22 protein-coding genes are annotated in these 26,265 nt (G+C 40.7%); 5 read left to right on the top strand and 17 right to left on the bottom strand.

Annotated elements, in window-relative coordinates:
• Positions 1-12 precede the first annotated feature (12 nt).
• Positions 13-219: a hypothetical protein gene (locus tag D7322_RS23695; RefSeq protein ID WP_121126671.1), complete on the bottom strand. Its 207-nt coding sequence runs from the start codon at positions 217-219 to the stop codon at positions 13-15.
• A gap of 115 nt (positions 220-334) precedes the next feature.
• On the opposite strand from D7322_RS23695, the gene D7322_RS23690 reads away from it, so the two are divergent.
• Positions 335-730: a (deoxy)nucleoside triphosphate pyrophosphohydrolase gene (locus D7322_RS23690; protein ID WP_121126670.1), complete on the top strand. Its 396-nt coding sequence runs from the start codon at positions 335-337 to the stop codon at positions 728-730.
• 170 nt (positions 731-900) lie between these two features.
• On the opposite strand, the gene D7322_RS23685 is transcribed toward D7322_RS23690, so the two are convergent.
• From D7322_RS23685 to D7322_RS28600, 4 genes are all read right to left on the bottom strand, one after another.
• Positions 901-1,677, bottom strand: coding sequence for a nucleotidyltransferase (locus tag D7322_RS23685; RefSeq protein WP_245971438.1), 777 nt, complete (start codon positions 1,675-1,677; stop codon positions 901-903).
• Positions 1,677-1,967 carry a DNA polymerase beta superfamily protein gene (locus tag D7322_RS29010; RefSeq protein WP_245971437.1) on the bottom strand — a complete coding sequence of 97 codons (291 nt, stop codon included), beginning with the start codon at positions 1,965-1,967 and terminating at the stop codon, positions 1,677-1,679. The genes D7322_RS23685 and D7322_RS29010 overlap by 1 nt, the downstream gene beginning before the upstream one ends.
• Complete coding sequence (locus tag D7322_RS23680) at positions 1,964-2,710, bottom strand: nucleotidyltransferase domain-containing protein (RefSeq protein WP_121126669.1); 747 nt, start codon at positions 2,708-2,710, stop codon at positions 1,964-1,966. The genes D7322_RS29010 and D7322_RS23680 overlap by 4 nt, the downstream gene beginning before the upstream one ends.
• Positions 2,711-3,114: 404 nt before the next feature.
• Positions 3,115-3,408: a hypothetical protein gene (locus tag D7322_RS28600; protein ID WP_183078825.1), complete on the bottom strand. Its 294-nt coding sequence runs from the start codon at positions 3,406-3,408 to the stop codon at positions 3,115-3,117.
• Between the two features lie 12 nt (positions 3,409-3,420).
• On the opposite strand from D7322_RS28600, the gene D7322_RS23665 reads away from it, so the two are divergent.
• A complete protein-coding gene (locus tag D7322_RS23665; RefSeq protein ID WP_121126667.1) occupies positions 3,421-3,762 on the top strand; it encodes a cupin domain-containing protein in 342 nt (113 codons plus the stop codon).
• Between the two features lie 529 nt (positions 3,763-4,291).
• Here D7322_RS23665 and D7322_RS23655 read toward each other — a convergent pair.
• Both D7322_RS23655 and D7322_RS23650 read right to left on the bottom strand, forming a co-directional pair.
• Positions 4,292-6,211 (bottom strand): right-handed parallel beta-helix repeat-containing protein, encoded by a 1,920-nt coding sequence (locus tag D7322_RS23655; RefSeq protein ID WP_121126665.1) that lies wholly within the window; start codon positions 6,209-6,211, stop codon positions 4,292-4,294.
• Positions 6,212-6,577: 366 nt separating this feature from the next.
• The gene (locus tag D7322_RS23650) at positions 6,578-7,372 is read right to left on the bottom strand and encodes a hypothetical protein (RefSeq protein WP_121126664.1); all 795 of its coding nucleotides are present in this window, start codon (positions 7,370-7,372) and stop codon (positions 6,578-6,580) included.
• Between the two features lie 283 nt (positions 7,373-7,655).
• Here D7322_RS23650 and D7322_RS23645 point away from each other — a divergent pair, with 283 nt between their 5' ends.
• Positions 7,656-8,258 (top strand): hypothetical protein, encoded by a 603-nt coding sequence (locus D7322_RS23645; protein ID WP_121126663.1) that lies wholly within the window; start codon positions 7,656-7,658, stop codon positions 8,256-8,258.
• Positions 8,259-8,865: 607 nt separating this feature from the next.
• Here the strand turns inward: D7322_RS23645 and D7322_RS23635 are convergent.
• The 8 genes from D7322_RS23635 to dinB form a co-directional block, all read right to left on the bottom strand.
• Positions 8,866-10,812: a hypothetical protein gene (locus tag D7322_RS23635; protein ID WP_121126661.1), complete on the bottom strand. Its 1,947-nt coding sequence runs from the start codon at positions 10,810-10,812 to the stop codon at positions 8,866-8,868.
• Between the two features lie 198 nt (positions 10,813-11,010).
• Positions 11,011-13,257, bottom strand: coding sequence for a hypothetical protein (locus tag D7322_RS23630; protein ID WP_121126660.1), 2,247 nt, complete (start codon positions 13,255-13,257; stop codon positions 11,011-11,013).
• A gap of 190 nt (positions 13,258-13,447) precedes the next feature.
• The gene (locus tag D7322_RS23625) at positions 13,448-15,949 is read right to left on the bottom strand and encodes a glycoside hydrolase family protein (RefSeq protein WP_121126659.1); all 2,502 of its coding nucleotides are present in this window, start codon (positions 15,947-15,949) and stop codon (positions 13,448-13,450) included.
• 889 nt (positions 15,950-16,838) lie between these two features.
• Entirely contained in the window at positions 16,839-17,234 is a 396-nt protein-coding gene (locus D7322_RS23615) for a hypothetical protein (protein WP_121126657.1), read from the bottom strand.
• A gap of 11 nt (positions 17,235-17,245) precedes the next feature.
• Complete coding sequence (locus D7322_RS23610) at positions 17,246-18,085, bottom strand: SOS response-associated peptidase (RefSeq protein ID WP_121126656.1); 840 nt, start codon at positions 18,083-18,085, stop codon at positions 17,246-17,248.
• Positions 18,086-18,153: 68 nt separating this feature from the next.
• Positions 18,154-18,654 carry a hypothetical protein gene (locus D7322_RS23605; RefSeq protein ID WP_147430532.1) on the bottom strand — a complete coding sequence of 167 codons (501 nt, stop codon included), beginning with the start codon at positions 18,652-18,654 and terminating at the stop codon, positions 18,154-18,156.
• Positions 18,647-21,583: a DNA polymerase III subunit alpha gene (locus tag D7322_RS23600; protein ID WP_121126654.1), complete on the bottom strand. Its 2,937-nt coding sequence runs from the start codon at positions 21,581-21,583 to the stop codon at positions 18,647-18,649. The genes D7322_RS23605 and D7322_RS23600 overlap by 8 nt, the downstream gene beginning before the upstream one ends.
• A complete protein-coding gene (dinB, locus tag D7322_RS23595; RefSeq protein WP_121126653.1) occupies positions 21,574-22,746 on the bottom strand; it encodes a DNA polymerase IV in 1,173 nt (390 codons plus the stop codon). The genes D7322_RS23600 and dinB overlap by 10 nt, the downstream gene beginning before the upstream one ends.
• Before the next feature lie 241 nt (positions 22,747-22,987).
• Here dinB and D7322_RS23590 point away from each other — a divergent pair, with 241 nt between their 5' ends.
• Positions 22,988-23,380 (top strand): hypothetical protein, encoded by a 393-nt coding sequence (locus D7322_RS23590; protein ID WP_121126652.1) that lies wholly within the window; start codon positions 22,988-22,990, stop codon positions 23,378-23,380.
• 488 nt (positions 23,381-23,868) lie between these two features.
• Here the strand turns inward: D7322_RS23590 and D7322_RS23580 are convergent, their stop codons facing one another.
• Positions 23,869-24,612: a penicillin-binding transpeptidase domain-containing protein gene (locus tag D7322_RS23580; protein ID WP_394342608.1), complete on the bottom strand. Its 744-nt coding sequence runs from the start codon at positions 24,610-24,612 to the stop codon at positions 23,869-23,871.
• A gap of 221 nt (positions 24,613-24,833) precedes the next feature.
• On the opposite strand from D7322_RS23580, the gene D7322_RS23575 reads away from it, so the two are divergent.
• Complete coding sequence (locus D7322_RS23575; protein WP_121126649.1) at positions 24,834-25,226, top strand: (deoxy)nucleoside triphosphate pyrophosphohydrolase; 393 nt, start codon at positions 24,834-24,836, stop codon at positions 25,224-25,226.
• Positions 25,227-25,424: 198 nt separating this feature from the next.
• Here D7322_RS23575 and D7322_RS23570 read toward each other — a convergent pair whose 3' ends face one another.
• Positions 25,425-26,147, bottom strand: a complete 723-nt coding sequence (locus tag D7322_RS23570; protein WP_121126648.1) for a hypothetical protein — start codon at positions 26,145-26,147, stop codon at positions 25,425-25,427.
• Positions 26,148-26,265 lie beyond the last annotated feature (118 nt).

Raw genomic sequence — 26,265 nt, 5'->3', positions numbered from 1 at the left:
ATCATCAACATATCAAGATTGATGAAATCTAATTTCTAAAGCCGGATAACGACGTTTCATCGTTAAAATAGCAAAATCCCTGTTCTCAAATTTACCTTCGTCCCATTTCCAATAAACTGGATATAACTTCTCCTTAGGATCAATGAACACTCGCCAGGCTTCAAAGCGGGTGCCGTAAGTTTCTCTGAAAATTTCGATGTGTTCTTTGAATTCGGCCATTACAATATGGTATGTACAAATTTACATAAAAGCGGCTAATTATAGAAGTAATTAAAAACGGGCATTCTTTACGACCGATTGCTTCATACAAGATAATCATTACCTTTGAACCACTATGCTACAAGTAACCTGTGCGATTATACAACACGCCAATAAAATACTGATCTGCCAACGGTCGGCTTCGATGAAACTTCCATTGAAATGGGAATTTCCGGGTGGCAAGATCGAAACCGGAGAATCTAAAGAAGAATGCCTACGTCGAGAAATTAAAGAGGAACTCGAGATTGATATTAGCATACATAGCGCACTTACGATGGTAGAGCATCACTATGCTGACTTTTCGCTGCAGCTTTCCCCTTTTGTATGTAGCCTAAAATCAGGAGAAGTAAAAGCGCTGGAACATGCCCAGGCGATATGGGTAGATGCTGCTCAATTAAGAAACTACGACTGGGCCGATGCTGACCTGCCGATTGTAAACGAGTATGTCGCTTACACTGCATCAATTAAATAATAACAGCTATCTGCGTACATAAAAGCCCTTAAACAAAAAGAGCTTCCCTCGAACCGGCAGAGGGAAGCAATTTGGCTAATGAGCTGGTTTATTTAGCCTTACTTTGGCATTTGCTGATGCATTGCTGCAGCTAAGTACCGCTAACGAAGGAGTATATCCATGATTAACAATTAAAGTTTGATCTGATAAAGCTGCTTACGCATCTGAACCAATTGCAGCCTTAGCTTAACCCGATCTGGCGCTACCGGAAGTAAACTGTGCAAGCAAAGTCCCTGTACATCTTGAAAAAGCTCTTGCGACCAGACGAAAAGTTCATCATAGCTATAGGCGCCACTCTTGATGCGCAGGAGCTCTTCCCTATTGGGACGTCGTATCTGCAGTTCACTTTTGGACAAAATCTCCTTTGCCTGTTGCAATAGACGTATGGTATGCATCATATTTTTGGCGTCATAGCCTTGGCCGTGATTCATTGTCCCTTCAAAGCGCGCCTCATTGCGTTCTGAAACCCAGCTAAAATATTCATTATAAGCCTTGCAATAGGAAGAGTAAGCTTCGTGATTAACAAAAAGGTACGCACAAAGTGTTTCTTCCTTAGGGATAGAACTGTAGGAAACCTCATTACTCTCCAATGTGGCCACGACACCTTTGTAACCCAAAGTCTGAGTCTGATCATAATACAAGGCATACATGCCCTTTGCATGTTCGATCTTTGCTAAACCGCAGTTTTCCTGTTTCCACTGCCGCTTGCCTAACCATGCGCTTAACGATAAACTACCATGACCAGTTATGATAAAGCAGAAATCCAGCAAACTTTTACGTTCACGATCCATCGGATTGTTGATTTTCTTATTCAACCCTTTTGCCTTCCGCACCTGTACCATCGCGTATTGCGCAAAGGTCATAGCTGCCTCTCGCGTGATAAAATCCTCCATTTTAAATTGTTCCATTATTGGATCTTGGTATACGATGCAATAGCAGGACTAGCCAAAAGCTCCAATATATTGGGATTACTCTTTGAGAGTAGCTCCACAAAGCGTCCGAGCTCATAATACACTTCATCATTACTGGCATTAGCCACCTGGGCAATATATTGACCGCCCAAGTAATCTTCCACGGGCAGATAAAATACCCCCCTGATATCGGTATCTGAAGATGCGGTGGCCAATCCATATGCCCGGCTGCCGACAACGGCCTCAAACAGGATCAGCCCGCTCTTTCGAAGTTCGTCTATAGTCATCTTAATAGGATTTTAAAGTAACTCTCCAGTCCCTCTTTATCCGATACGGATACGGGAACCTGTTTTACTTGATTATCTAAATATATTAACCTTGTTTCAATATAACTCCTTATGGTCGCAGAACAACTGTATATAAACCCCTCATCGACCTGGCTCTTCAACTCCTGCAATTCCATAACTTCGTCTTTAACGACATGAGGCAATAATACGGATAGTTCTGCCAATGTCATGGGCGCATAACTGCGGTAGGTAATACACCAGTCTGCCGCAAGTAAAGACCTTAGGCTATAAAACAAGCTCTTAAGCTTCATCGTTTCGTGTTGAAGATCTTCTATTTTGCTACGGACAATCCCTAAATAATGATGGGCGTGCCTACGTGCGTCAAAATAATTGTCGATCATTGTCCTAAAACTTATTTTGAATCCATTAAGCTCATAATAGACCACTGGTGATTGGATCCATTCAAATGGACTGACATTACTCTTATACAATAATTTTAGTACTTTAAACAGATCCCAGCCTGCTATATCGAGGTCATCGATTATCGGAAACCGCATTTCGGTAGCCAGCGGAAATAAGCGGGTGTAGTCCTCCACTTTTCTCACATAAATAAACCGAACGTCGTAATCACTGTCGGTTGAGGGGAATCCCCAACCTCTACTTCCAGATTCACTGGCAAAAAGTATACGTACCCCTTCGCTCGCTTCTATTTCCATTAGCTTATTGATGATATGTGCTTTCATTTCTTAGTGCTTTTTTAAAAATTTCATTAACACAAAGATCAATTGCGATACTGAAGCCTGTTTGCGCACAAAAAAAAGAGTATAAAAATCAGAGGAGACCGCTTGTTATCAGGCAGATAATTTTCTTTAAAAAAATTGAAGCTCGCACAGCAACACAAAAGTACGCAGATAGATTGCGTAGCATCCAACATTGGATTACCAGGAAAAGGATGATTTCTGGTGTTAAATAATATTAGTTCACTACAACATAGCCATTTGAAATTTCTTGGGGCTATATTACACTTGTCAATCTAGCGTTTATTCTAGGTACTTTTTTGAATCTCCAGATGAACTAGTATATTAGGGCTGTGCCTGTCACTAAATCATGTTAATGTATAGATATAAATAAAATAAACAATATGATTCTAGAAATTGCAATATTGAATGTAAAATATGGTAAATCTGAAGAGTTTGAGCTTGACTTTAAGAAAGCTCAACAGTATATCTCTTCCATAGAAGGATACATTAGCCATGCTCTGAAAAAAGCTTAGAAATTGAAAACCAATATATTCTCTTGGTCGAATGGATTTCTGTTGAAGCTCACGAAGTAGGTTTCCGCCTTTCTCCGCAATACCAGGAATGGAAATCTCTACTTCATCATTATTATGATCCCTTCCCGAAAGTCCTCCATTATGAAAATGTTGAAAGTTAAATGTCAAAAATGATTAATAATGAAAATTAAAAACACCTGTAACTCGGAACATTATATTTGGGGAGAACGCTGTGATGGATGGCATTTATTGAAATCCGATGCCTTAAGTATAATCCAAGAAAAAATGCCCCCTAACACAGAAGAAAGTTTGCATTTCCATTCGAAGGCACAGCAATTTTTTTATATTCTTAGTGGAACAGCCACTTTTGAGGTTGACGACGAAATTTATTCCGTAGAAGAGGGAAATGGATTTCATATTCAACCAAATGAAATTCATAGAATTTTCAATAGAACAGCCAATGATTTAAAATTCATAGTAATTTCACAGCCTAAATCTCATGGAGATCGAACCAATCTGTGATCGAACTAATTAAGTGCCTAACTTCAGTGATGTTGGATCATTCAAAGCCCTGCAATATTTTAACAGAATCATTACCTTTAAGCTACTATGCTGCAAGTAACCTATTTGAGAATATACTATGTGCAAATTTAACTAATGTATTTTTCTGCGGAAGTTTATATTTGTTTCCCTGGTGCGAGGAGTATTTATACAAGATCAAAGCGGATAAATTTATCCACTTTGATCTTGTAAAGATATTATTTCGCTTTCCAATGCAGTGATTTCGGTAGAATTCAGTGTCTTCATGTCCTACATGGTGTCCTTAATTAAAAATTGATTTGTTGCCATTTTCTTGTGTTTTTATGTGTATAGCAAAAGTATGGTTGATAAGAACGCTATCTGAGGAAAACAGGGCGTATGTAAGCGGTATATAGGAGATACCGAAAAGTACTTATTGGATTGCCTACTTTTCAAAATTATAGAACGCCCCTATTAAGCAAAAAATGGAATATCCTTGCGAATATTCCATTTCTCTAACGGCTCAATATCGTTAACTTGACTGTTGACCACTCGCTCGATCGGACTCTAATTTGGCATTAAGTTGGGTTTTATTGGCATTGACTAACGGAATTAAATCTGAATTAATCCAAGAGACCAGACCTGCGACATCTGTAGCTGTTGTATTCGAAAGATTCGCATTTGAGACATTTGCGACAGCGGATGACTTATTGAAAAAATAGTTATTGACATCTTCTCTCCAAACACCCCTTAGGTATCTGAATTTCACAAAAATGAGTTTAGTATAAGGAAGACTGGCTAATGCCCGTTTCGTATTCTCAGACAGATCGTATTCGGCAGAGAAAGTAACATTCATCTGTCCAGTAGGCTTAAAATTTAGCAAGATCATCTCTAGCTCTGCACCGTTTTTACAATTTGTAGGCGCGGTAATATTTAATACTCCTACAGTATCTACTCTAATAAAAAAGGGATTTCGCTCGTTGGAAATATTATTGGGTGTAAATGAACTGCTATTCACAATCTCATAGTCAAAATAGTTGCGATTACTTAAGTTCGACCTAAAGCTATCCTCAACCAATACATATCCGGCAACAAATCTACTAGAAAAGGATGCATCAAATAGCGGCACCTTACTTTTAGGACTTTTAATTGTACATGCTGGAAGTCCACCGTAGCCAGCGACAGTATTGAATGCAAAGCCAGTAGAACTGGTGAAATTCGTCGAATCAAAGATAATAGCATCTCGGGCTACTAGTTGATTGCCGGATAGGGAATTTTGATTGACCTGTTGTGTTTCATCATTGAACGAATAAAGGGAAAAAGGTTTACTCGTACCTATCCTGACATTGTAATTGACAATACCTTTGTTATTTTGTGTTCTTGCATTGAAGACATCATCTATCCATAGATCAGTCGTACCCGTAAAATCATTAGATTCAAGAATCACATTGACTGGAGTAACGCGCTGTGTTGCTACCACTCCAGGATCGCCTGCGATACCTACACCATTGTTTTGAAAGCGGTTGTGTAGTATTGAAATATTCTCCACCTTGTCGAAACCTGTCCGTAGTTCATCTACCCCATATCTTACAGTTAAAGCTCTGGTAAGCGGATCCGTTGAGTTTCCAATTGTGTTATTGAATATCTCAAGATTACTGCTGTTGATCAGATAGACATCTCGCGTCTGCTGTGATGTCATCGGATTTACATTTCCATTTCTTTGGATAAAGCTATTTTTTAACTTCATATTATTAGAAAAGCCTGAAATCCCCGCAGTGTGATTATCAACGATAGTATTACCATCTATTTCTACATCATCACAATAGTATGGACGTATTCCCACAGAGAATTTCTCTACGCTTACATTTGTTATAACCAAATGGGAAGATTCGGAAAACCACAATCCCGCATACTCATTGTTATTGGGTTTTGCAGGATCGAACCCACCATGCAATCGAATATTATCTACGACCACATCATCAACTGCTATACCGACAAAAAGAGCAATAGCCTGATTACCGGTCTTGGTTATCAAGGAACCATCCCCCTGAATCTTTAAAGCTGATTTTAGATTAATTGACCCAAGTACCTTATAAGTATTATTATCAATAGAAATGCATTTGATTTGAACGGTGTCAATACATTTCTGGATAAAAAGCGTATTGTCCAAATTTTGCGGCGCTGCTCCAAAATATCTGATATCGACACTGCCTACGAAATTGTGCATGAGCTTAATTCCACTTACTTCAATTAGGCTTCCACCGTTATCCGACCCCGGATCAGGAGTCGTTGGAGCCAAGTAATAATTAATCGGCGCTGGGGTATCCCCTTTTTGATAATAGCCCAATAACTGAACTCCCTCATAAGTTCCATTTTGTAATGCTGTGATTTCAACCGCAGATAAGTCTCGCATAGCCGCCATAGTCTCTTTGATTAAAAATTGATTTGCCATATTCTTTTATTTAAATGATATGGGTAAAAGTATGGGGATTAAGGGGGCTATTTGAGGAAAACAAGGTGTATGTAAGCGGTATGTGAGAGATACCGAAAGTGTGCTCCATTCATGATTCCCAGAGCTACGAAGAAAACTTATAAAACAAAAAAGCCCCCTTTTAATCGGCAAAGGGAGGCAATTTTAACTATTCTATTGATTGTTACTTCACTAGTTATAAATCAACGATTAGTCCTTGTTAAGTAAAGATAGCCATGTCAGATGGAATCAAATCCAAACTTGACTTTATTTTATTCCTGCTTACGCGAAAAGCTTACCTACTTTAGGTATAGTGTACAACTTCAATTTCGGGCAGTTAAGCGCGGCTTATTCTTTGCTTAATAAAAGGGCGATATCTTGTTTTGCAAGCACATGGCCTTTATTAACAATATCACTCTTGACATAAAGAAAACATTGATCGCTATGATCGAGTTTGCCCATGACAACCTTGATTGATTTTATATCCACTTCATGGAGTTCAGCCGGAGCTACTTTATCCGGATCTGCGATTAATTGTCCGTCCTTACGATATTCTTCAAGTCCCCAGGAGTATCCAGTCCAAGGTCCTGCTACCAGAGTTGTCTGTTTGGCATCCATTGTGATTTTTCCTTTGTAGGGCAAGCGTAAACTATCGACCATGACCGTATGATCTTTTAAATCGATGGCTAGATATTTTAAATAATCTCCGAAGTCTTTAGGTTCGAAATGTAAACTACTACTGCCCCTGCGGATGACCTTAAGGGCTATAGCTCCTATTTTGTCCATTTTGACAGATTGGGAGAACTGCATAAAAGCATCATACTCCGCTTCGCTAATACCCAGATTTTTGTGATATGGGATAGGTTGCCCCGACGGCAATTGCTTCATTACGTTAAGAAACCAGTCTTCATTGTCTTTGATAGCAAGTTTCATTTTCTCTACAATTGCAAGCTGCGATGCATTCGGCTGGGGAATCCCCAACACCGCAGCGGTATAGTTCCCTTCAGGAAGTAGTCGGTCAACGAATTGGAGCGCAACAGCATTGCTGTCCACACTAGGTTGTTTTTGTGCAAAAACAGTCATGGAATGTACTGATGCTGCTACCAGTAAAGTCAAACGGATATATCGATATAGAAATGTCATGTTAAAGCTGTTTGATCGATTAAATTACGGTTTTATCCTGACATTCCTACATCTTCCGCGCCAACGGTCTATCTTTAGTAACAAGTGAGAACCAACCGGGAAAAACCCCAGGTAATGCGCTAACCTACTCAGTCTTCAAGATTGATCTTAAATAGATAGTTGGTATCAATTATTATTAAGCAAATAAAACATAAGAGAAAAGCCGTATCTTTCCCTAATCATAACAAAAACTAGCGCTATCCCCAGTTTTGAATTGCCGGAGAACTTTCACAATATTAACGCCATGAGATCTTTTTTACTAATTGTAATCACCATTATTGTCAATTTTACCTATAGTCAGGCCCAGAAAGATCCGGAGCTTAAAAATGCACTATCAAAAATGACGGCTGCGTCAATCGCAAGCGATGCGCAAGCTACTGTGAATCTCACTTCACCACGGCTAATAAAACAGATGGGCGGGAATGAGCGCGCATTTAAACTGATCAAAGAGGGTTATCTCCAATTGGGTAATCAGGGATTAAAAATCGACACGGTCATCCATTATATTGATCTCGATATCGAAACATTAAAGGACATCGAGTACTGTTTCTTTCCTCAGCTCATCGTGATGACCATACCTGACTCAAGTAACAAAATGATCGCGTACGCGACTTTACTAGCGATTAAAGAGCCGCATATCAGCGGCTGGAAATTTTTAGATTACGGAAACTTGAATGATGAACAGCTTAAAATCCTATTGCCCGATTTTGTCGGTAAAGTCGATTTTCCAAGAACCGATATTAAGCCAATGATGCAGCCAAAGGAGGAAGTAATCCCTAATATAGAATCGTTAATGAAAATCATTGACGATTCAGTGCAAAAAGCAAAATCAGTTGCAGCAAAATAATACGGAATTGTTGTCGATCCAGCGTAATGGAATTATTCGTTTTTTTAATGGGCAGGTCATATATTTTTAAGCACTGGCTGTCAACTATATTAATAGCTGCCATCGTTCTTCCTGTCTATGGAGGGTTAGAAGATCATGCTGTCCTTGACGTACTTTGGTTAGTCCCATATTTTTTGATCGGCGGGGCACTTTTTTCATTACCCACATTATCCACCACTCTGTTCGCATTGTTTTTATTGGCACGTTATAAAGTCAATATAAAATGGCTAAAACCAATTCTTATATCGCTTACCGTTATTGGTATCTGTTCAACATGCTATATACTATCTAAAACTATGGCCCTGGAATTGGTACTGTCTTATTGCGTTATCGCGGTAATTTGTGGATTGGTGTTTCAGGTTGAAAAGAAGTAATATGAGTATCATCTGACTGCCCAAGTAGGTCTTTCATATCTATTTTGAATCCAGGAATATGACAGTATAAACATTGAATATCTGTACCTTAATTTCTAATCTGGACTCCAAAGACAAAATAGCCTCCCTTGAATCGGCAGAGGGAGGCTATTTGGCTATTCTATTGATTTCACTAATTATAGATATAATAATGACTAATTTTGCCAGGCTGTACCCGTCCAATAAACAAATTTCTTTAGGGTTGTATCATAATACTGAAAACCATACATTGTATTATCTAGAGAAGAGGGCCTACTTATTGTATCGCCTTTTATTTTGCATATCGCATTTTGATACTCTCCAACAGACTTCACAATATTCCATTGACCATCTTTAATTTCCAATTCGAGAACGCCTCGGCCGAATAGCTGAACAGTTTGACCTTTTACCGGTCTTACATTGATTAACTGTGTATCTGATCGCCCATTTATGTTAATTACATGATCTATATTTACGTTAGCCATTACTGTTATTCTTTTATTAGTAACAACACTTAGATTAGGTAGTGTAATGCTATTATTACCACTCACTTCAAAAACCATTTTGTCTACAACAGCATAGTTATTCATTACATAATTCCCGGAGATTTTTTTATAAAATGGAGTAGCCATAGATATAATAACACTGTCTCCAGTAGATCCATAAGCAGGTGCTTCGACAGGGTCTGACCATTCACCTATATGATTATAACGCTGTATATTAACTTTTTGGTAAACATTGACTATGTCCTCGATGGCCCTAAAATAAACACCGACCACAAGATTATTATTATAGTCATTAACCACTAAATTATTAATATTGATAAAACCGTATGTGGTCTGAATATTCTGTGTTATAAAACATACTGCATTTCGCAGTTCGCGAGATGAAAGGTTATCTTGTTTTGTGTATGGATTATTGATGGATACATTGCCTAGTTTAATAGATAAACCTGTATCTGCTACTCTGGTAAAATTAACTGATCGTTGTACCGCATCATTTATGGTAACGTTTTCTATATCGATGTAACCATTTACTCTTTGAGTTTCTACGATGCCGGCAACAGCTTTATCTGCATAGGCTATGCGCAGCGAACCTCTTCCTTGTGTGTTGGCACCATCAAAATTAGACACATACGACCCAATAGAGCATTTAAAAACGCCTTGCGCATTGTAATTAATGTGCTGCATATAGGCAGGTATGATCTCCAAGCCGCCTTCATTATTACCCCACGTCTTAATACTATCGATAACACAATCTATGTGATCCCTACCATTGGCATTGGGCTCAATATCGACTCCATACATCGGCAGCGTACCACGTATGGTACCGTTATAGTTGGCGATAATCTCGTCAATATAGAGTCGCTCACAGGAAATTATTGAAACGCCATTCCTTCTGTTAAAATGCGCTTCTGTACCTCCAGTAATCCGCACATTTTTATTGTGATGAGTAGAACTTGAAGCAATAGTAAGTCCGTCTCCCCAACAATAATGAGCTTGTGGATTCACCAGTAAAATATTTTCGCAACCGTATACTGTTATGCCATGCCCCCATTCGCCACTACTGCCGATATGATTTTCAACATCACCATAAACTAAAGCATCAATAATTTTTACATCATTAACTGAATTTAATGTAAGAATGGAGTAAGATTCGCTATCATTTGGATCTATATATAATTTACATCCATGTAGAAATTTTAATGTGTTTCCGGTTCGAGGTTTGACACCTCCCGTGTAGCCGGCATCTGTTTTTCCTACAGGATTGACTTTATAATCCGCTGAGAGAACTACAGTGTCAAATTGGATCAACACTTGATTAATAAGGGTTGTGTTGTCCGCATTAGGTATTGCACCAAAATATTTGACGTCAACATCTCCAACGAAGTTGTGAATGAGTTTGATTGATCCCACTGCAATGACGCTCCCGCCGTCATCTGGTCCCGGATCAGGTGTCGTTGGAGCTAGATGATAAATAATTGGAGCTGGGGTATCTCCTTTCTCATAATAGCCTAATAATTCTATCCCTGCACAGCATCCGCTTTGCAATGCCATAATTTCACAAGCAGATAAGCCTCGCATAGCTGCCATCGTCTCCTTAATTAAAAATTGATTTGCCATATTCTTTTGTTTTTATGTGTATAGCAAAAGTATGGCTGCTTGGGAGGCTATCCGAGGAAAACAAAGTGTATGTAAGCGGTATCGGGGAGATACCGAAAAGTTTATATTTTCGCTATTGGAAGTAGTATGATGTTGAACAAAAAAAGCAGTACTCCGGTCGAATACTGCTTTTTCATTTTTGGGTTTAATCAATCATAACTAAGTAGCCAAAACACCGGCATTCCTTAAATTTGCTTTTAGATCCCGAAGCTCTGTTAACAAACTTTGTACTTCTTCTTGAACATAGGTGGCTCCTGGTGCAGTTGCTGAATCTGTACTAGCCAGCGCCTGCTTTACTAAGCCGGCTACCGAGGTATTTGCTAAAACTGGTATTTTCGCGATTGTATACCATTTATTCTCTTTAAATATAACTTCCAATAACTGCCCTTCAGCACTCAACGTCACAGCAGCACCTCCATCTATTGTATGCCCTGCCGCTGGACTTATAACCACTGTATTTGATGAACTGTCAATCTTTTTAATCAGAATGGAACGGCCATCCTTACTTGTCGTCGGTAAAGTAATGGTTCTATTTCCTAATGTAGCATCCAATAAAACCACATCCAGGTTGTCTGTAAAAGTTGGAATATTTGCGCTGACTACGGCAATATTTCTTCTGATATTGGTCGTAAATAACGCATTGGACCATGACGCATCATTCGTTTGGTACCAAACACCGTTATAACATAAAAACTCCAATTCCATTAGGCTCCCTGCGGTGTTGGCTGAAAGGGCAGTGATGGTATTTTGAGATAGTTTATAAGATGCTTCCGAAAATGCGATGGTTTTATAGTTGGGACTTCCGGCTGTAAACAACACAATTCTCATTTTGGTATTATTGATATTGTTGACAGGCGCATTGATCACTGTCGGAGTATCAACAATCCGAAGAAAGATGGCTTCATTATCTCCTTTACTATTATCCGGTGTTATATTCCCTCCACTAATATAATTTAAGGGCATATTTCTCTTGTATTTATCAGCCAGCCCTCCTCCTACACAAGTGACCCTTCCGTTACCGATAGAAGCAATAAACTGTGCGTCGAAAGCTTTCGTTGAATTATCCAAAATAGTGGGGTTTACTATGGTACATGCGGGTGGTGTTGCAGATGCCTCATAATATCGAAATGCTGCTCCAGATTTATTATTGACAACGGTATTTATAAATTGTACATTATTCACATCTGTAGCATAGTGCGCCGATAAACTGTTACTATAAACTATTTCAAAGGCATCATTAAACGAGGTAAAACTTGGTGTATGGCCTGCATAGGTACTTGATGTACTGTACTGTAAAGCACACCCTTTGTTATTGATCGAATAGCAATTCTCCACACCAGTAAATCTGGCCCAGCCGGTAGCTCCAAAGTCGCAGTCTTTCACCGTGATCCGCTTGAGCGGCCGTCTATCTGAAGCCTCAGGTGACTGAGCAACCAGATCCATTCCCTTCCCCTGTATCCATCTACACCTATCGATAAGAATATCCTCCATTTTATCAAAGTGCTGAGCTAACTGTGTACCCGAAAACTTCACCTCTAAATTGTAGGAGTCTGGATCAATAGCAGTGTCAAACGTAAGATCTCTAAAAATACCGTTCGAACTATTGATTAGATAAACGTCATGCGTCTGTCCATCGGCTTCAATACCATTGTCTTTAAAAAACACATTGTCAAACTCAAAATTATTGACAAATCCGCTTACACCCGTTAAAATATTGTTACGTATTATTCCATTCGTTACCTTTAATCCAGTGCAATAGTAAACCATCAACCCAGATGTCATCTTTGACAAATGAAAGTCTTCTAATGTGATATATGTACAGTTTTTGAAGTATAGACAGGAGCTGACATTTGAATAACCAGACGACGCGGGACTTGTTAGAGATCCCTCCGCTACTAGCTCCTTGATCGTAATGTTCGTCGAGTCAGTTGATGTGAATATTGCTTTACCATCGGTTTGAACAGTTTTTTGTACAATACACTTGTTAAAGTATAATGTTGTATCGGAAGGTAGATTGATAACTGCCTTTGTGATGTATGTCGTGTTTTCAGAAAATACCAATGGTATTTTTCTAGCGGCAGAATAATTCACTGCCTTTTGGATACCTTCAGTAGCATCTGATAACCCTTGTCCAGTCGCACCAAAATACGATACATGTACATGATCCATAAAATGGTGGACAAGTTTAATTCCGCCAGTTTCAATGAGGCTTCCACCATTATCCAACCCCGGATCAGGCGTCGTTGGAGCGAGATAATAAATAATCGGTGCTGGGGTATCCCCTTTTTCGTAATAGCCTAATAGCTCTACTCCAGCATAAGTTCCGTTTTGTAAAGCTGTAATATCAGCAGCGGATATGCCTCGCATAGCTGCCATCGTTTCTTTAACTAAAAATTGATTTGCCATATTCTTTGTTTTTATGTGTATAGCAAAAGTATGGCTGTGATCGTGGCGATCCGAGAAAAACAAGGTGTATATAAGCGGTATCGGAGAGATACCGAAAAGTCTATTTCATTCTTTAAAGTTTGTACAGATGCCTAAAAGAAAAAGCTTCCTTCTTTTAAAGAAGGAAGCCAATTAACCAATCAGCAAACAATTAGATTGCCAGTATTCCTGCACTTCGCAGTTTAGCTTTTAGATCTCTTAATTCAGCCAAAATAGCTTGAACTTCCGATGGTGTATAAGTATTACTGGGATCTGCTGCTGTGTCCGGCGAAGCGGCATATTGCTTCCCATCGACCCAAATAGAACCATTCCACCATACGGGTCGATTCAATGTGGTGTCAAAATATTCCTGCCCCACAAGCGATGTAGTAGGCCGTTGTAATGTAGTTCCTCTAGCATTATAAGAGTCTGTTTGGTTGAATACATTATAAACCCTTGTGTTAGGCTGGCTACCCAGAAGTTCTACACTAAAAGGTGTCGCATTGCCCACAATTTCAGAAATGGTATTGCCGCTGCTGCCTGAGCCCAAACTTACAACTGGATATAAACCTATCCCCCTAGAAAACACATTACATATTTTACTATTGATAATCCGATTGGTTCTGACAACTGGATTATCTAAAGCGGTTTGTGTTAGATTAAAAACATCTGATATAAATATTCCGGTCTTCGCGGTATTACCTTCAAGTGTATTAACAAACATGCCCGACTCAGTGTCTAGTTTGATGTCTGTTATATGTAAAAAGCTACCTTCGAAAATAATAGCTGCTCTTAATGGAGCAGGCAGATGAGCAGCGTATTTATAAGTTACGTTTTGGACCTTTAATCTGTCTCGATTAAAATTGACGAGCTCTTTTCTGTCATTTATACTTAAATCTGAGCCAACAATAGCAGCATCAAAGTAGCTCGCCGAAATACCTTGAATATCAATCGTAATATTTGTTGCCACCGGTGTCCTAGTAATCGATGTATTACTGGTAAAAATTGGAACACTGTCTCTATTTGATGAATTATCGCCCAAATCCAATATATGGTTAAATTTCCTCCAAGCCACATTTGCGGAATTGCCCAGCGGATTGGTAGAACCCAAAAAATTGGGATTATCAATTGTGATATGCAAACCATCGATATTAAACATTCCGCCATCAACTCTGACATCACAATTTTTGGTTCGGAAGTTCTTTATAAATACTTCATTTTCTTGCCAACCAAAGGCTGCGTTAAGTGCTTGTACGGAATTTCGGGTTGGATCCGCTTCCATATAAATATTTTCCAACACTATATTCCTAGCGATCTTGGCATAACCATTGTTTGACAAAATTCCTCTTCTAAACAGATTTTTAACAACGATATCTTTTATTAAGATATTGCGGATTTCGCTACCCGCTGACTGGAAAGAAGGATTAATCTCATAGAAAACTTCACAGCCATCCACGATCACGTCTTCCAATAAGATGTCACCACCATCATCGCTCTGAAAAGCAATCTGCACGTTGGTCCCCTTACCATAGTATCTGACGCCTTTCACACTGGTGCCCTTATTAATTTTAATAAGGGAAATCATTTGGTACTGGAGACCGTCAGCTTCAACGGATATATTATTCACCTTCACATTCCCCATATAACTTATCTTAATAGCCCTTTTTCCGACATTCTTAAAATAGCAATTATCTATATTTACATCGCAGTTTTGAGCTTTACTTCCTCCATAAAACCTGATTCCATCGGCATCGTTGTATGAAGTGTACTCGCTTTGGGATAATCCGTCAGTCAACTTAGTAATAATATCAGAAAATTTGCAATTTGAAATATTGCCGGTGACAAAATCAGTTTGTTCTTTGGCATTAGGATGAGCCGCATCAACTCTAGCATCGCTAATATAGATACCTCCACAAAATCCTTTTAAAATTCCCACAGCTGAATACGTGCCCGTATTATCATTTTTAATATTGGAAAATTGACATTGGTCAATAAGAAAATTGGTAACTCCATAAGGACTGACCAATATCCCATATTGCTGATCATTGCTCGTGCCGGATTTTACACCCACGGCATTTTTGAAAATACAGTTAGTGATACTTGGATTTTTAATATTGTCTGTTAAATGAATAAAGCAATCTTTCAATTGTTTGTCCATCGCATCAAATGTTGCGCCATGGACACTAAAGTTGTCAGCTTCTACGCTGATAAATTTAGAGTTATAATCTCCAGTAAATTCAAATAATATATCATCCCCTATAATTTTTGTCCCTAATTTTAATACATTGAGTGTGGAAGAAACCTTATATCTGCCACTGAATTTAAACGTTGTATTTTCGGCTTGTGCCATTAAAAGGCTCTTAATTTTATTTGTATAATCGTCGGTCTTGTTTCCTATAATTCCAAAATAAGATACATGAATACATTTCTTGAAATCATGAATTAACTTAATGTTGCCCGTTGCAATCACACTCCCCCCATCATCCGCACCTGGGTCAGGCGCCGTTGGAGCTAAGTAATAAATAATCGGTGCTGGGGTATCCCCTTTTTCGTAATAGCCAAGCAGCTGTACTCCTGCATAAGTTGGATTGTTTCCTTTCAATCCATCGATTTCCGTTGTTGATAGATTGCGCATTGCATCCATCGTTTCCTTAACTAAAAATTGATTTGCCATATTCTTTTGTTTTTATGTGTATAGCAAAAGTATGGCTGTGGTCGTGGCGACCCGAGAAAAATAAGGTGTATGTAAGCGGTATACGGGAGATACCGAAAAGTGTGGCGTTGTGTTTAGGCGGAAATATGCCGAACAAAAAATGGGCTTTAGCAAAAATAACCGACACAGCCTATCCGTGAACTACTAATTCATTAGTTATTAAGAGCAATAAATTATCTTCATCACTATAGTAATTGAAATAACTTATATATTAATGATCCGCTGCCTGCAATTACAAAAAGGAACCAATATTTTTTTAATGGACTATACCCGTCCTGAGAGGAATATTTAAGCATTATCCCTAAGAAAACCAAGCAGATAGATGCGATATAATTTAACATAATTCATTTAATTTAAAAAAATCCAAAATTGTTAAAAAATGGGTAACTCAATACATAAATGTATTACTTAAATCTCTTTCTATGTAATTTAAGTTAACCATTTACAAAGATAAGCTACAAACATAATCATACAGATAATTGCCGCCACCCACATTCCACAACGGTTAGAAGGTAAAGGATGCTTTAAACAATACTTGTCAATACAAGTCTTAACATATCTGAATTCAAAAGTATTTTGTCAGGTATAGTATCAAAGCCAACATTTTCATCAACTTCTGAGAAACCTATTCGGTCAGGTTCAAATTGAAAAACGTAGAATTTTTTATTATTCCAAACATCTAGCATTATTGAACCAGATGAAAATTTCCTGTATTCATACTTTATATTATTCTTTTTCAAGAACTCAATCGTATTGTTAAACATTATCAAGTAATTCTCCATCGTTATTCTTTGTTAAAAAAGTTCCCCTGAATGTCAAAGAAAAATACTGAATCCACCATCCGCCAACCTCACAGCTTCAACGCCAAGGGTCCATCTTTAGTCACAAGACTAGACCAACCGGGACAGGATCCCTCGGTCAGCTTTGCGATCAATCTTGACGCTAGAAATATATTGGCCACTGTTTCTTCCCCAAAGTCCCATGTCACTACAACTGGCGAACTCGCCTCAAATGGTTTGAGATTCTCTTTGACAAACTCCGCAGGATTTAAAAACGGTAGATTTTCCTTTTTATGCCATTCAGGTTCCATCGGAGTAGGAACACTATTGTATAACCATATATCTCCAACTATTTTATCCTCTTTTTCCTCATTCAATAAGTATGCATAACAGACCTTATCGTCATCTTCGATAAGTACGGCGAACTCAGGGCGATCATTTGATACATATTTTGTTAAACTTCCCATTGGATATTGATTTAAAACAATGAAGTCTGCGCCGTATCACTTCCCAATGGTGGCAATCCTTCCCAGTCGAAGGCTTCATAACGATGTTTACCATCAGGGCGACTTGGATAACCTCTCAAGGTATACACGGGATAATGCTTTAACTTTTCATTGGGCATTTCAAACAGGAAAATCGGTGGCATATCTTCTTCGTTTATATCCTCGATCCATTGACGCTCGAGATCCTCTGGTAAAAATAAAGGCATACGATGTTTATTGGGCCCATCATTATGGATATTGGCCATCACTTCATTGGCTGCTCGCGTAAGCATTCCAAAAGATCCTACGCGTTCGACTACGCCATCTTCATCCACCGTCTCATGCCACTGGTACAAGCCCGGTAGATAGAACAGCTCCCTGCCCTCTGCTCCAATAAAATAGGGAACTTTCTTTTTCCAACCCTTTACCGCACGATGCTCAAAGGTGCCACTCACCGGAATAAGGCAGCGCTGCTTGCGCAGGCGATACCAATAGGATTTTTTATCCTCTAGGATACGCTCGCTACGTACATTGATCATATTGCGCCTGCGATCGGCCTGCAGCTTCGGATCGTCAATATAGGTAGGCAACACCCCCCACTCCATCTCGGTCAACGCCAGCTGGCTTGAGTCCTTGTCCTTATACAGAATCGGATATTTGGGAAAGGTAATGGCCTGGACATTTTCCAGATAGTCATAATTGTAATCCAATTGACGACGCTCGTCCCGCAATTGCGGAAAGGTCTTTTTGATAATCTCAATATCGGTATGGAGGCTAATATCCCAGCACATAATGGTGTCCTTTCTTTGTTTGGCTTTGATACGAATATACACAATTTACACTTTAAATTTGATCGATCTAAGGCAAGAAAATAGGGCTCTTCGGTTCGTACTGGATCGGGCTACCGAAGGATATCTATAGCAAATACTTTCTTTTGAGTCTGCCCATCGCTAATAGTAGCCACGACCCGGCCATATTCTAGTGAGAACAGGATGTCAATGGGATTCTTGCGCTGAAACCTGGTCTTGGTACGCAGGTAGTTGATAATATTTTTCTCGTAGAGCTTGAGCATGCGCTTGTCCCAGTTTTCCTCCTTGATACGGTTGAGAAAAATACGGTAGCCTGATCCGGTCGCCAGCATGCTCTCGATCTTATCGCCATCCTGCGGCAGCTGCATGGCTCTTCCCTCCTTCGCCCCCAGTTGATGGGCATGCTGATCGGCGCTTTCCTTATCATCGTAAGGGGTAAGTAGAAACCCTGTCTTGTCTTTGACATCAGGCCACTCAAAGCGCTGCAGCACAAAGTCGGTATAACTGGACTCGACGAGCTCGCGAAAGGAACTTTTGGTGACTTGTTCAAAGGGATTGTACAGCATAGGACTAAGATAGGATTTATTATTCACTCCGCGGATCAGGTTTTAGGGGCATCTTGGCACAGCGGATCACCTCGATCGATGGACAACCATATTCGACAACAATTTTACCCTCGATCAGATAGATTCCAGCTCCTCTTAGTGGATATTTCACCAGTGTCTGTGGAAAGTGCACCGTATCAAAGAAGCGCCCCTCGGCATCAAGGAAAGTGCCGAATTTCATCAGGTCGCCCCGCTTGGTCTTGACAAATTTCTCGCAGACAAAATCCCCTACCAGACGCACTATTTTCCCTTCATGCAAATGGAGTTCCCGAGCCGGCATATCACCCCGATAATCGCTTTTGGCCAGGTCAAACAAGGTACCGGTCACGCAAAAGCCGATCAGCTCGATCTCATCGTAATAGTCTTCCAGGATATCCTCCTCCAAAGGGGGAAGAATAGGTTTGCGGCTCTCGGTCTCAAAGAGGGCCATGCCGACAGTCGCTGGCTTATGCCTGCTCATCAGCAGATGAGCCTCCCAGAGCAAGGCCTTCTTCCCTATCCCGGTAAACCGCAGGGCACCGACACGGATCAGAATAATGACCTGCTCGAGCCCCGCCTGCGTCCGCTTGACAAAGTCTTGCAAACTTTGATAATAACCATTCGCCTCGCGTTCTGCGATAATGCGATGGGCCAGTTTGCCTTCAAAATTAAGCAGACAGTCAAAACCCAGATAAATATCCTTTTCCCGGATGGAGGTGTTAAAGACCGACTGATTCACACAGGGCAAGCAGATATTGCCTCCCGATATCCGTGCCTCATTGACATAGACCTTGCGGTTGTAAAACCCACCATAATTGTTGAGTACCGCAACCATAAACTCCAAGGGATAATAGGTCTTGAGAAAAAGACTCTGATAACTCTCTACAGCAAATGACGCGGAGTGCGCCTTGTTAAAGGAATAGCCGGCAAAGCTTTCCATCTGCCGCCAGATCTCCCTGCTGACTTGCTCGTCATAGCCCTTGGCCTTGCAGTTGGCAAAAAACTTATCTTCGATCTCGATCAAATGATCTTTGCTGCGATATTTGCCCGACATCATGCGCCTGAGCACATCAGCATCGGCCATATCGAGCCCACCGTAGGCGTTGGCGATTTTCATCACATCTTCCTGATAGACCATCACGCCGTAAGTCTCTTCGAGCTGTTCCTTAAATACCGGGTGGGGATAGACGACCGTTGTCGGGTCGTGATGCCGACGGATGTATTCGCCCATCATACCCGAACTGGCTACGCCCGGACGGATAATGGACGAGGCTGCCACCAAGGTCAGGTAGTCATCACAGCGCAGCTTGGTCAGCAGCTGCCGCATGGCCGGGCTCTCGATATAGAAACAGCCGATGGTATTGGCCGATTTGAGCTGTGCAGCAATCTGGGGATCCCAAAAAAATCGCTTCGGATTGTCGGTATCAATGACTACACCGAGATTTTCCCGCACAATGGAACGGCAATCTTTGATATGGCCGATCCCGCGCTGCGAAAGTATATCAAATTTTTCGAAGCCGATATCTTCGGCCACATACATATCAAATTGCATGGTGGGCAATCCCTTTGGCGGATTGTCCATGGCAGAATAACAGGTCAGCGGTTCCTCGGAAATCAGTACGCCACTGGCATGTATGGTGCGCTGATTGGGGAAATCGGCCATGCGGTTGTACACGCTTAAAATGGTGTTGGTCACCTCATTCTTGTTGAGCATATGCTCGGGCTCATGCACCAGGCGGTCGATCTCGGCCTTGGGCAAGCCGTATACTTTGCCCAGCTCACGCAGGATACTCCTGGAGCGAAAGGTACTCATGGCGCCCATCAAAGCGGTATGCCCGGTCTGATAGCGGTTGAAGATAAAATCATAGATCTCGTCTCGCTCGTTCCAGCTAAAATCAATATCAAAGTCGGGCGGACTCTTGCGCTTGGGGTTGAGGAAACGCTCAAAGGGTAGGTTGAGGGCAATGGGATCGACATCGGTGATACCCAGGCAATAAGCAACGGCGGAATTGGCTCCAGATCCACGGCCTACATAGTGAAAATTGCGTCCCCGGGCATAACGGCAGATCTCGTCTGTAATCAGGAAATAACTCGAGAAACGCAGGTTTTCGATAATCTCGAGCTCACGCTGGATGCGTTCGGTCGCGATTCGGTCATTGCGGCCATAGCGCCTGGAAAAACCATCCATGCAGTACTTATGCAGCAGCTGCTTATCGTTGTAGCGATTGCCAGTAAAGGTTGCCTTGTTTTTGACGCTCGTAAAATCAAAACCAAAGGAACACTGCCCCAGGATACGGTTGGTGTTGGCTAGCAGCTGCGGCAGTTCGGAAAACAGGCGCATCAGTTTGACCCGGGGAATAAATACTTCATCCTCGGCCGCGACCTGATCCTGACTGAGCTGCGAGATCAGCAAGTTGTTGTCAATCGCCCGGAGCTGCCGATGCAAGGTATAGTCGGCCCTGCGGAAACTCACCGTAGCCAGGATCACACAGCGCTCGAGCAGCCTTCGATCCATGAGCTGGGCACGGGTACGTTCGCTTGGCCGGACGCCGATGTACTCGAAATCCCGCAGTGGAAAGCTATTGAGCTTGTGAAAGGGATAGATCACAAAGACCTGCTCAAAGTCTGGCGATCGCTCCGGCGTGGGGCGATTTTCCATATTGAGCTTGGTGCGGTATTCGTTGATCTCACGGAAGCCCTGTTCGTTCTTGGCAATGGCGATGAAACAGAGCTGATCGCCGCTGCGAAATTCCATACCGGCGAGCAGGTTGAGCCCGGCTGCGCGGCCCAATTTGATAAAGTCGAGCGATCCGGAGCTGTTATTGATATCGGTGAGCACAGCGGTATCATAGCCCCCAGCGAGCATGCCCGAAATAAGATCCTGCAGGCTGAGGGTGCCAAAACGTAGGCTATAGTAGCTATGTAGATTTAAGAGCATGCTCCCCCCCCTTTCTCCGGCGGCGGTGCGCAGATGGCTTTCATCAGAAATTCGGCACCATAGCGTTTCCGGATCTGGTCCATGGCCTGCATCAGGTTGACCTCTTCGGCGCTATCGTCAAAGAGATCGGTCTGATAGGAACCATAGATCAGCCCCGAGAACTTGATCCCGATAAGGCGGATCAGCATCCTGCGGCTATAGAGTTTTTTGAACAGGGAAAGCACCACATCCGTAAGCTTTCTGTCCGAATTGGTATAAGGGATCTGCAGCTGTTGGGTATGGGTATCGAAATTGCTGTAGCGGATCTTGAGGGTGACGCAGCTCGTTAGTTTTTGATCTTTGCGCAGGTCAAAGGCCAGGGTATCGACCATGCCGATGAGGGTACGGCGGAGCACATCCATATCAATGGTATCCTGCTGGAAGGTGTTTTCCTTGGACATGGATTTCTGTTCACGAAAAGGTACGACCAGTGAATCATCGAGCCCATTGGCTTTGCGCCAGATATTGATCCCATTCTCCCCGAGTACTTTCTGCATGGTGAACACCTCCATCTGCTGTAAGGTACCGATCTTGGAGATCCCCATATTGCGGAGCAAGGTAAAGGACTTCTCGCCGACCATGGGAATCTTGCGGATAGATAACGGCGCTAAGAAGCCCTTCTCAGTCCCATTTTGTACCTGCTTTTCGCCACAGGGTTTGGCGGTCCCGGTGGCAATCTTGGACACGGTCTTGTTGACTGATAGGCCAAAACTAATCGGAAGCCCAGTTTCTCTGATAATGCGCTGGCGGAGTTCCTGCGCCCATTTCCAGCAGCCAAAGAAGCGGTCCATACCGGAGACATCGAGGTAGTGCTCGTCTATACTGGCTTTTTCAACGATGGGGGTTTCCTCTTCGATGATCTGGGTGACGATACTGGAATACTGACTATAGCGATCGTGATCGCCCCGCACCACAACGGCCTCGGGACACATACGCAGCGCCAGCCGCATCGGCATAGCGGAATGCACGCCATACTTACGGGCTTCATACGAACAGGACGCAACTACCCCACGGTCGCTGCTGCCGCCGATGAGCACAGGTACGCCCTGAAGCTTGCTGTTCTGCAAGCGCTCCACCGATACAAAAAAGGTATCGAGATCACAATGTACTATACTCCTTTCCATGTCTTTCAATTGCCTAAAAAGCCCTGTATTGTGGCTTTTGATTTTTGGTAGTTGCTCTGTTCAAAAATACTAATATTATTAGCAAACAAACAAGAAGATATTTTGATTTAGTTTTTATCACATTCACAGTCAGCGCTATAATTTGTGGTGGACGTCGCGTTAACTTTAGCTACATTACAGAAGATTACACATTTTTTAAACATAAATTATTACTTTCGTTTAAAACATAGTTGACCAAACGATGAAAAGCCTAACGAAAAATGGTCTAAAATGGTCTTATATTTTTAAGCATTGGATAGGTACTCTGCTGTTGGGTAATATACTTGTGTCTATATTCCCGGTATTTAATCGGTTAAATTCTGTAGATATCGGTCTGACAATACTAGTTTCGATACTTTGGCTTTGCTACAGCGCAATTTATTCTATTCCTACGTTGGTATGCTGTATATTGGCATTCAGCTGGTTTGAAGACAATACGCTCAATGTAAATTGGATCAAAATGACTTTAATACTGGTTATATTGGCTGGAATTACAATGACAGTAGCCTTAACAGTTGGCTCAATGGAAGTGGCGATATATTATTCGATCGCAGCAATAGTTACCGGGATATTATTTAAGATTGAGAAGGTATAATTAATTCGATTGCTATGTTAAAGAGAACAGTTTATAAGATACTAACCGACTCCCTCCTTTGTCGAATAATGGGGACTTTAATAATTCTTTTCAACATCCTGATTACTTATGAAGATGTTTATATGCTCTATCAATACAATTTTTGCAAGGGCTGCTATTGGTACGCCATGGAGTATGAATCTATACTGTATTTTCGAATTGTTATAGGCGCTATTGGCATATTACTAGGAGCTGCATTGATAAGCTTAAAAATCAGATATTGGCTCATTGTTTTGATTGTCTATGTGCTAATTTTTAAAGCTCGATTTGAGGGAGAAAAGATGATTTATAGAATAGAAGCCGAAGCGTACAGGCCCAAAACGACTAGATAAGCTGAAATCGGTATAATCGGACTCACACCCCATAAAGGAACTTTTGGCAACTTGTTCAAAGAATTGTACAACGTGGTATTAGGATGCCTAAAATATTCCTTTCCATCACAATTTAATTTATTGCATTATTTTAAGATCCCGAAATACCTTTTTGGTAATTTCCTTCCTACAGCTAGAAAAATCTGATCTATTGAATTTACGATCCTGTATAAGTCGTGTCGCGAAAAAATAGACATTTTGACCAGATTCAAGGTATCCTACCCACCATCCTGTATTCGTATTGTGCTCCCTTGTCCATCCAGTTTTTGACCGTATTATGTAGTCTTTGTCTTTCTCTGTTATCATTACCTTTTTGACAATGTCCATGTTTCGATCGGAAAAAGGTAAATTCCCATCATATAATCGTTTCAAAAATTCAACCTGATTGATAGGAGAAATACCCATCGCTCCAAAATTCCAAAAATCTTCTCCTTTTTCAGTTAGATCGACATTTCCATAACCTGATTCTCGTAAAAATTTTTGGTAGGTAGATCTGTCTATTTTCTTTGCAAGCTCAATAAAAGCCCAGCCTGCAGACACCTGAAAAGCTTCCTTTACTGAAATATCTCTGTAGATATCAGGGCGATAGCCATATTTAATGGTATCTATTGATCCCGGCCATTTCACCACAGCATTTTCGTCTTTGATCGTATTCGTCTCTAATGCAATGAGCATATTTATGATCTTAAACGTAGATGCAGGTACCTTTTCAATCTTGGAATCCGATGTATCGGATACAAACCAGATGTCATTTCCATGATCATAAATAGCTATAGTCCCGCTTACCCCACATTCCTTAAAATACCCCTGAATATTGGGCATTACAATTTTCGTACCTTTAGAAAATATCCCTTTTGTCTGTCCATTTACCCCAGAAACATAAAAGGCAGCTATAAATATCAATAGTGTAATCCTTAATATCATCTTTATAAAATAGTTATCGGAACCGAAAAATTCTTACTGTATTTCATCATTCAGTCTTCTTTTTAGTCCACACAGGATAAGTTAATAATATTTTTCTAAATCATTACCTTTGAACCAGTATGCTGAAAGTAACCTGTGCGATTATAGAGCACGCCAATAAAATACTGATCTGCCAACGGTCGGCTTCGATGAAGCTTCCATTGAAATGGGAATTTCCGGGTGGCAAGATCGAAACCGGAGAATCTAAAGAAGAATGCCTACGCCGAGAAATTAAAGAGGAACTCCATATTGATATTAGCATACATAGCGCACTTACGATGGTAGAACACCACTACGCCGACTTCTCGCTGCAGCTCTACCCTTTTGTATGCAGCCTACAATCAGGAGAAGTAAAAGCGCTGGAACATGCCCAGGCGATATGGGTAGATGCGGCTCAATTAAAGAACTACGACTGGGCGGCAGCTGACCTGCCTATTGTAGATGAATATTTAAACAAAAAAGCTTCCCCCTAACCGGCAGAGGGAAGCAATTTGGCTAACGAGTTGGTCTGCATAGCCGTGAAACCAACAATTGGTTTTCATTACATAAAGATAGACATGTCATCCGAAATAGCTATTGTTCATTTTATCGAAAATGTTGTTCAAAACACCACTTTTATAGATTGCAAGCAAACGGATGATGAATGATTTACAATATTTTTTTTGGAATCTTTATATCTGTTTCCAAACTTTTGAAATAGCATGCTCATTATTGAGATAACTCAATCCATTATGGTTCATTGGATCGTCCTTATCATCGAATAGGGTTTCAATCTGCATAAAGTTATCGAACTTTGCAGATATGTCGTGTCTTGCGAAAACATTATCATAGCTGTTGTTTAAATTGTACCATTTATTTAATGGTAATCTTACAATTGGATAAGGTAAGTGATATTTTAAGCCAGGATTTCCCAGTTGCGATCCTGCTGTGACCAATATTATATCTTCATGTCCTTTTTGATTTTCCGGATGTGAAAAATAGTCGTAGCACAACAACGAGCCTAGGCTGTGGGAATAGATTACATCGGGCTTTAAAATTGTTATGTATTTCTTTAGCTCATTGCGCAACTTCATCCTTAAGTCGGGGTATTGAAAAAACTCAACAACCATATCTGGATAGTTATCCATCCAGTCTTTAACAAGGCCTTTATGCCTCCTTCGATCACCCCAAAGCCCTAGAAAGGACTGTGATAAAAAACGAAGATAATCAGTCGCAGTTGCGTCGTAGGGTTTAAAAAAAGAATCAAAGGGCATAAACTGAACATCTTGATCATTCGCAAGGCTGAGGTGGCTTATTAAGGCTTCGCGCCAGTCTTTCACCCATCCCGTATTATCATTCATTAATGCATCCTTGCCACCGATTCCATGGATACATAATACTTTTTTGGTTTTCATAAATAAGTTTAAAATTTAATTATATAGGTTATTAGCTGAAACTAATTTAATGAATTTTCGAAATAAAACCATGTGTCTTGAATAGAAATTTTAGGATAAATTTTGCGATATGAATTAT

It is taken from the genome of Sphingobacterium puteale (assembly GCF_003627955.1).
In the GTDB taxonomy this organism is placed as follows: Bacteria; Bacteroidota; Bacteroidia; order Sphingobacteriales; family Sphingobacteriaceae; genus Sphingobacterium; species Sphingobacterium puteale.
The sequence above is the reverse complement of the archived record's forward strand: the minus strand, read 5'-3'. Positions and strand labels throughout refer to the sequence as shown.